Below are 8,232 nucleotides of genomic sequence, written 5' to 3' on the forward strand. Positions count from 1 at the left end.
AATATTTTATGGGCAATTACAAAAATTGCATAATCCATACATAATTATAATGATTTTTTTCCCTGACATTTTTCAACAGTATTCAATATTTTCTCATAGGTATCAAAATCTCCATTTACAATCAATTCTTCTGGAATTCGTATTTTAAATACACTTTCAATCCAAAAAAATACAATCAACAAATCCCTGGCACTTAATCTTATTTTACTTCCAAATACATTTTCATCTTTTAAATATATATTTTTTTCGAAGTCTATACCAACCTTTTTGAATATTTGCATCAATTTACTTTCAGTATCCATAAACATCCCTCTTCTACATCAATTCGATTTCAGCATAACTCTCTAATTTGAATATAATATCATTAACAATCCTTGAAATCTCTGAACGTTTTTGCAAACAATATACTTTTTCATTCATCTTTATTCGTTCTTCCACAAACTCCATCGGCAGAGATAAGTAATCAAACTCTCTTCTTCCCTCGGATGCCAAAACATCCATATATTTCGCCACAACATTATACGCGTCAACTCTTGTTTCCAAACGTTTTTCAACAAATCCCCCCAAATATTCATATTTATTTTCAAAATCCGCAAAATAAGGTATATTACAAATAACATAATCAGGGCAAATACTTCTTGTAATTAAATATGCACTGCTACCAAAGTCTCCCATTAATTTCTTACTAACTTCAAATAAATTTCCTGGAATTCCCATTACAATTAAGTCTGGATTTTCTATAACTTCAAGCATTTTAATATATTGATTAATCTTTATTATTTTTTCCTTTATACTACAGTAATTGCTAAATAAGAATTCTGGTATTGTGTCTATAGATTCCACTAATCCCATCTCTTTCCTTGAGGAAATTAATTTCGTCGCATATCCTCGTTTTTTTAATTCCTCATAAATATAAAATTGGAAATCATATACATTCAATCCTGCAAATATATCCACAATGAAAACTACGGGAGTTCCTATATCATAAACCATTTGTCCAGCATCAAGCATTGGTTTGTCGCTAATAATAGAATGTAACTTTTCATCAGAAATATATGATTTTACAATGTTCAGTTCTTTTTCATCGTATTCTCTGCACCAAAACACCTCTTTATTTCTTTTTCGACATTCCATTAAAATGGGCAAAAAATAATTTTCAAAATTTAATTGAAATCGACTATTCACAAAGCATATGCCATCAAATTCTTCCCCTATCTCTGAAAAATTGGCTTTTACTATTATTTTCTCTTCCCTTATCTCCAATAAACGTCCATAATATCCCCACCCTTTTGGGCTTACTATTCCTACAATTTTAAAAATATCATCATTTATATGTGACAACGTATTTTTTATTGTTTCGTCATAAGGATAAATTACTATATTATACATTTAACAATTCCTCACTAAAAATATTTTCCGGATTACCAATTACTGTATCTAGTTCAAAATCATATCCTAATTCTTTCAAAACCACACAATCCTTTTGAGAATTTTCCAATGCGCTTTTAATTTGTTCACATCCTTTTAACATATTCTGACAAATATTTCCCTCATTATTATCACAATATCTGATACATGACGAACAGCCCGTATATGCCCAACAATTCTGGCAAATATCCTCTGTAAATCTTTCCACATTAAGCATTTGATCAGCTTTAGCCAAATCGAACCCCTTATCCAATGAACCTATTTTCGCTATATCAGAAATCTCACATACTTTTTCACACGGCAACAGATTTCCTTCTACTGTAACAAATACTCTTGTTACCCCTGGAATACAAGGTCCTCCTCTATGCCACTTATCAGGTAATTTATCACGATCCACTTTTGTCATTTCCATTTTTCTAAGATGATCAAAACTTCTGTTTAACAAAATGGAAACGTGCTTTTTATCAAGACGACCCATTTTCGCCAAAAAAGTTTTAAACAATTCATACTGTTGTTCCTGAATAAATCTCTCTGAAACTTTTCCTTCTTTTTTGGCATACGAAGTACTTACTGTACTCATGGAAAAAAATGAATCCGAAAACAACTCATCACCACGAAAATAATCATCAACACAAGAAAATCCATCTTCAGTTAACATAACCGTATTAAATCTGACGTACTCCTTATAATAATACAAAGATTTTTTCTTAATTTTTTTGATGTTATCTATCATAACGTCATAAGAACCTTCGTTCTTATTAGCAAAAATCCTGCTGCGATTATGAATCTCTCTTGGTCCGTCCACGCTGACTGTTATCATGAACTGATGTTCTACAAAATAATCAATTATCTCGTCTGTCAAAAGCGTAGCATTCGTTGTTATCACATACTTTATTCTTTTCCCATCTCCTATATTTTCTATATAATCAACACATTTTTTTATCAATTCGAATTCAAGTAATGGTTCGCCTCCATAAAATCCCAAAAACAATTCGTTTTGCTCTCTTGAATGATCAATAAAAAAATCTATTGCCTTTTTCGCAGTCTCAAATGACATTCTCTTATGGGAATGCCCACGTGTTTTATAATTTCCCGAATAAATACAATACTCACATCTAAGATTGCAATTCTGTGTTACCTGTAATACCATATTTCCAATTTTACTCTGCAACGCATAGGGAAAAAATTCTGTATATGGGTGTTCTGTTACCTTTACCCTATCGGGCTTCAAATATCCTTCTTTTTTCATCTGTGCTATTTTTTGTATGGTATCTTCATCAACATTTTTTCCTGGATTTTCTAAATACTCATATACCATATGATCTACTTTTAATACTTTCTCCGTATTAATATCATATAAATAATAACCCAGAGGAGTTTTAAACAAATGAATAAAAGGCGTATCGTTTTTCATATTTTACCTTCTTTCTTTATTATTTTTTACAACTAGTCTTTTATTTTCTACAACAATAATTTTATCAGCCAGTTTTAAGAATTCTGGATCATGAGTAACCCATATAATTATATTTTGTTTCTTTTTAGATCTAATTAATTCGCTAACATTTTCTTGTGATATTTTATCCATATTAGACGTAACTTCATCAAATATCAAGATTTCCCTATTTTGTGCCAAAGTCCTTGCCAAAGCTATTTTCTGAACTTGCCCACCAGACAGCATAATACCATTTTCGCCCACAAGATTATCCAACTTATTTTCATCACAAAACTCTGTTAAATTACTCTTTCGCAATATATCGTATAATTGCGCCTTTTCCAGGTTTTCTCCCAAGCATATATTATTCCTTAATGTGTCATTAAAAAGATATACCCTTTGACTCACCACAGAAATTTTTTTCCGATAACTGGTAATCATATAATTCCTGATATCTTTTCCATTTATTAAAATCCTTCCACAGTTCGGTTCATAAAACCGCAAAAGCAATAATAATATTGTTGTCTTTCCAACGCCATTCTCGCCTATAATCGCAATCCTATCTCCTTTATTAATTACAAACGATACATTCTCTAAGATTTCTTCATTTGATTTATAACAGAAGTTTACATTTTCAAATTCAATCTTTTCAATATCTTCATTTAACCATCCCCCTCTATTATCCTCTTCTTCTAAATCTAAAAACTCAAAATATCTCTTACTAGACGGAATAATATCTGAGAATGAATAAAAAATCCCCATAAAGAGTGCAATAGGATCTGTTACATACCCACTGAACGAAATGAAAGCAAAAAAGCCACCCACACTAATTTGAAAATTAAAGACCTCATTCGCACCATAAATATAAATAGCCGCTATTAAAATTTGAACTAATAATGTATTTATATTTCCATCCATAGTATCTAACCACATCATTTTTCTTCTATTTTCAAGAAACTCATTACATTTTCTTTTAAATTCTGCATACTTCTTTTTAGACAAATCCAAAGTTCTAATTTCTCTCATTCCCGCCAATACATTTCCATACCATTTCGCATAGTCTCCATAACTATCAATATAATTTTCAGTGGCTTTCAGTCTTTGCTTTGCAAAAAAACATACTGCGATATATTTCAAAGGTATAAATAGCAAAACGAGAAAAGACAATTTCCAACTAATGAGCAACAATCCAATAATTCCACCAATAAAATTCAATATCTGAGTAACTGCTAAAAACAATTGTGGACTCGCGATACTCCCTATTTTCATGGTATCTGTTAATGTGTTCTGCAATATTTCAGCACTATTTTTATTATCAAAATAATTAATTTTTAATTTTAGCAGATGCTGATATGCCTGCTCTGACAAATTACTAATGATATCTTTTTCAATAGAAATTCTAATTTTCTCCTTAATGGTTCCAAGTAGAATATTTATAAATTGGATGGTAAGTAATATTAACGAAACATTAACCACTACATGAAAATTATTATTCAAGAACCCCCTATCCATTAATGATTCTGTACATAAAGGTATTAATAAATTCAAAAAAGCCGTACAAATAAGGCATAACAAAATAGTGACTATTTTTCCCCGAAATGGTCGTAATAAACCAGTTAATTTTTTTACAACTTCAACCTTTTTCCGCTCCACCTTACTGCCTCACAAATATAAATAGATCCAAACACTATCGTTATACATTCCCATTTATATAATTAACACACATCTCATCAAAAACTGACGCATTATCAAATAATATCTCACAGAAAATTATTGTAGACAAAATAATTATAGTCACATCCGGTTTCTAAATAAGCAATTCAAAATATAACAAACCTTAATCAGAAATATCCGCCTGATTGTAATTAGAAATCACTTTCTCTTATTATCAAATCATCATTTTATCATATTAAAATTATAAAAAAACTTAATAATATTCATTAACTTTTTCTTAACTTCCAGTTGTACTTTAGTCTAAATTATGATATATTTATTATGGTTTTTATCTTTGTTTGGTTATTATTAATAAGGATAGAAACAAAAAAATTAATTGGAGGGTGAAATTTATGTCATCAACAAAAAAGAAATGGCCATTTGGTTTCTATGTGTGTAGTTTTTCATTCACTCTTGAAAGATTCGCATACTACGCAGCTAAGTGGGGGGTTGCTGTTTTCGTTGCACTGGAAGCAGCAAAAGGCGGACTTGGACTTACAACCGCTGAAGGTGCCGTAATGAGTTCCCAGTTGGTAGCATGGACTTATATCACACCTATTATTGGTGGATATATTGCTGACCGTTGGATAAGTCCTAGGCTTCTGGTTCCAATTGGAGAGATTCTCATGGGACTTGGATACTTATGCGCTTGGCAGGCACAGAGCAAATCCATGATGTGGGCAATGATTATCTTATTAGCTATCGGTACAGGTCTCTTTAAGGGTAATGTATCCGGTATTAACGGACGTCTTTTCCCATTAGCTGATCCAGACACTCTGGATTCTGTTTTTAACATTCAGTACATGTTTGTTAATATCGGTTCTTTCTGTGGAACAACATTCTTGTGTCTGGTTGCTACAGAGGGACCTGGTTTCCGTACAATGTACCTTCTTTGTGGCGTTGCTCTATTCCTTGACGTTATATGGTGGCTCTTCGGTACGAGATTCTTCGGCGATGCTGGTAAAAAGCCATTCAAGCATGATAGTCGTGAAGAAAAGAGCGCAAAAACTGCAAGCGATGATGCTCCTCTTACAAAACTTGAGAAGAACCGTGTTATCGCAATCCTGATCGTAACTGTATTCTCCGGTATCTTCTGGTTAATTTGGTACATGGCTTACATGCCTGTATACTACGAGTTTGGTCCGATTGAACAGGCTGGACAAGGATGGGCAAACTGGAACATCGGAAGTTTCCAGATGCCTACTTCATGGTTTGATTCATTAAACGGTCTGCTTTGTATCGTTCTTTGTCCTGTATTCGCAGGAATCTGGGCTAAGATGAAACAGCGTCCACAGGGCGACTGGGGTATGTTCACCAAGACAGCTCTTGGTATTATTATCCTTGGTCTTACTCCTGCAAGCATGGTACTCGCTGCTTTCTTATGTGGCGAAGGAACCAAAGATCCGGTAGGTATCTGGGTAATTATCCTTGCAGCAGTTTGTATGACCTTTGGCGAAGTTATCTTCTCACCTCTTGGCAACTCATTCATCAATAAGTATTCTCCAAAGAAGCTTCTTGGAACAATGCTTGGTGTATGGCCATTGGTTATCTTCTTCGCTGGTCTTGGTTATGGTCCGCTTTACAACTGGCTTGCTACTTTCTCATTTGTGAAAGCTTACGGTATCGTTACAATTCTTATTATGGCATGTGGATTTATCATGTTAGCATTTACAAAGAAATTCGACGAGATGGTTGGCGGCAAATAAACCAATACATAAAAAGATTGTCTTTTTCAAAGGAAAGGGCTCCCGGATTCCCGGGAGTCTTTTTTTCTACAGGAAACTGCATATTTTCTGTAAAAACTATAATTTATTTCAAAAATGCATAAGGAGGTAATGAATTATGACCGTTGTAGCAGAAAGAATCGCAAGACTTCGTTCTCTGATGGCTGAAAAGGGAATTGACGCATACGTTGTTCCGACTGCTGATTTTCATCAGAGCGAGTATGTAGGAGAACATTTTAAGGCACGGAAATATATTACCGGCTTTAGCGGCTCTTACGGAACTGCTGTTATCACAAAAGATGATGGCGGACTTTGGACCGACGGAAGATATTTCTTCCAGGCAACCAATGAATTGGAAGGAAGCGGTATCCGCCTGATGAAGATGTTCGTGGGCGACACTCCTTCTATTACAGAATATCTGTGTGATTGTATCCCAGAAGGAGGAACCGTTGGTTTCGACGGACGTGTACTTTCTATGGGCGAAGGTCAGGAATATGAAGAAGCATTATCAACAAAGAATATCAAGATCAACTATTCAGACGATCTGATTGACGCAATCTGGGAGGATCGTCCGTCTCTGTCCAAGAAACCTGCATTCTTCCTGGAAGAGAAATACTCCGGTGAAAGCACTGCTTCTAAATTGATCCGTGTCCGCCAGGCAATCAAAGAGAATGGTGCCGATACACATATTATCGCTTCTCTGGATGACGTATGCTGGCTTCTGAATATCCGTGGTGATGATGTTGACTTCTTCCCACTGCTGCTCTCCTACGCTATCGTAACGATGAACAGTGTAGAGTTATACGTAGATGACAGCAAACTGAATGACCAGATTCATGAGGAATTGAAGAAAAACAATGTCAATATTCATCCATATAATGATATTTACGAAGATATCAAGTCTCTGGACAAGGACAGCGTTACCATGATTGATCCTATGAAGATGAATTATGCATTGTATAAAAATATTCCTTGTAAGATCGTAGAAGCAGCAAACCCAACCATTCTTATGAAAGCCATGAAGAATGATGTAGAGTTAGAGAATATCAAAGCCGCACATATCAAAGACGGTATCGCAATTACCAAGTTCATGCACTGGGTAAAGACACGTTACGACAAAGAGCCTATTACCGAATTAAGTTCCGCAGCAAAATTAACGGAATTCCGTGCAGCCCAGGAAGGATATATCCGTGACAGTTTCGAGCCTTTATGTGCATTTGATGATCATGCAGCTATGATGCACTACTCTCCATCCGAAGAATCCGATGTAGAATTGAAATCCGGAGCATTCTTCTTAAATGATACAGGCGGCGGATACTATGAAGGTTCTACGGACATTACCAGAACATTCGTCCTCGGCTCTGTAGACCAGCAGATGAAGAAATACTTCACCGCAGTTGTACGCGCTATGATGCGTCTGTCACGCGCAAAATTCTTATATGGATGCTATGGATATAATCTTGATATTCTCGCAAGAGGACCTATCTGGGATCTGGATCTTGATTTCCAGTGCGGAACCGGACACGGCGTCGGCTATCTTGGCAATATCCACGAGCCACCGACAGGCTTCCGCTGGTATGTCGTTCCAAGCAAAAATGAGCATCATCAGTTAGAAGAAGGCATGGTAATTACCGACGAACCAGGTATCTACGAAGATGGGCAGTTTGGTATCCGTATCGAGAATGAATTCATCGTAAGAAAAGGCGTTCAGAATAAGTACGGACAGTTCATGTATTTTGAAACCATTACATTCGCCCCGATTGACTTAGACGGAATTGATCCGGAAGAGATGAACAGGGATGAGCGCGAGTGGCTGAATCATTATCATAAAGATGTATATGAGAAGATCGGACCACATCTGACTGATGAAGAAAGAGAATGGCTGAAAGAATATACCAGAGCGATTTAGTCAATTGGGGACGGGGGTTTTTTCAT

General features: G+C 35.1%; 6 protein-coding genes. 2 read left to right on the forward strand and 4 right to left on the reverse strand.

The window, feature by feature from the left end:
* Positions 1–44 precede the first annotated feature (44 nt).
* From ACQRBN_RS17220 to ACQRBN_RS17235, 4 genes are read right to left on the reverse strand one after another with little or no spacing between them, the layout of a single operon-like run.
* Entirely contained in the window at positions 45–302 is a 258-nt protein-coding gene (locus ACQRBN_RS17220) for a peptide maturation system acyl carrier-related protein (RefSeq protein ID WP_427740322.1), read from the reverse strand.
* Between the two features lie 13 nt (positions 303–315).
* The gene (locus ACQRBN_RS17225; protein WP_427740323.1) at positions 316–1,389 is read right to left on the reverse strand and encodes a TIGR04066 family peptide maturation system protein; all 1,074 of its coding nucleotides are present in this window, start codon (positions 1,387–1,389) and stop codon (positions 316–318) included.
* Positions 1,382–2,842: a Cys-rich peptide radical SAM maturase CcpM gene (ccpM, locus tag ACQRBN_RS17230; RefSeq protein ID WP_427740324.1), complete on the reverse strand. Its 1,461-nt coding sequence runs from the start codon at positions 2,840–2,842 to the stop codon at positions 1,382–1,384. Before ccpM ends, ACQRBN_RS17225 begins: the two co-directional genes overlap by 8 nt.
* Before the next feature lie 3 nt (positions 2,843–2,845).
* Positions 2,846–4,513: an ABC transporter ATP-binding protein gene (locus ACQRBN_RS17235; protein WP_427740325.1), complete on the reverse strand. Its 1,668-nt coding sequence runs from the start codon at positions 4,511–4,513 to the stop codon at positions 2,846–2,848.
* A 413-nt stretch (positions 4,514–4,926) separates the two neighbouring features.
* Here ACQRBN_RS17235 and ACQRBN_RS17240 point away from each other — a divergent pair, with 413 nt between their 5' ends.
* Complete coding sequence (locus ACQRBN_RS17240; protein ID WP_427740326.1) at positions 4,927–6,279, forward strand: peptide MFS transporter; 1,353 nt, start codon at positions 4,927–4,929, stop codon at positions 6,277–6,279.
* A 136-nt stretch (positions 6,280–6,415) separates the two neighbouring features.
* Positions 6,416–8,206 carry an aminopeptidase P family N-terminal domain-containing protein gene (locus ACQRBN_RS17245; RefSeq protein ID WP_427740327.1) on the forward strand — a complete coding sequence of 597 codons (1,791 nt, stop codon included), beginning with the start codon at positions 6,416–6,418 and terminating at the stop codon, positions 8,204–8,206.
* Positions 8,207–8,232: the final 26 nt, after the last annotated feature.

It is taken from the genome of Bariatricus sp. SGI.154, assembly GCF_050313795.1.
In the GTDB taxonomy this organism is placed as follows: Bacteria; Bacillota; Clostridia; order Lachnospirales; family Lachnospiraceae; genus CAMBRQ01.

Coding starts and splice junctions, on each gene's coding strand:
- ACQRBN_RS17220 (WP_427740322.1), bottom strand. CDS start 302: ATGGATACTGAAAGTAAATTGATGCAAATATTCAAAAAGGTTGGTATA.
- ACQRBN_RS17225 (WP_427740323.1), bottom strand. CDS start 1,389: ATGTATAATATAGTAATTTATCCTTATGACGAAACAATAAAAAATACG.
- ccpM (WP_427740324.1), bottom strand. CDS start 2,842: ATGAAAAACGATACGCCTTTTATTCATTTGTTTAAAACTCCTCTGGGT.
- ACQRBN_RS17240 (WP_427740326.1), top strand. CDS start 4,927: ATGTCATCAACAAAAAAGAAATGGCCATTTGGTTTCTATGTGTGTAGT.
- ACQRBN_RS17245 (WP_427740327.1), top strand. CDS start 6,416: ATGACCGTTGTAGCAGAAAGAATCGCAAGACTTCGTTCTCTGATGGCT.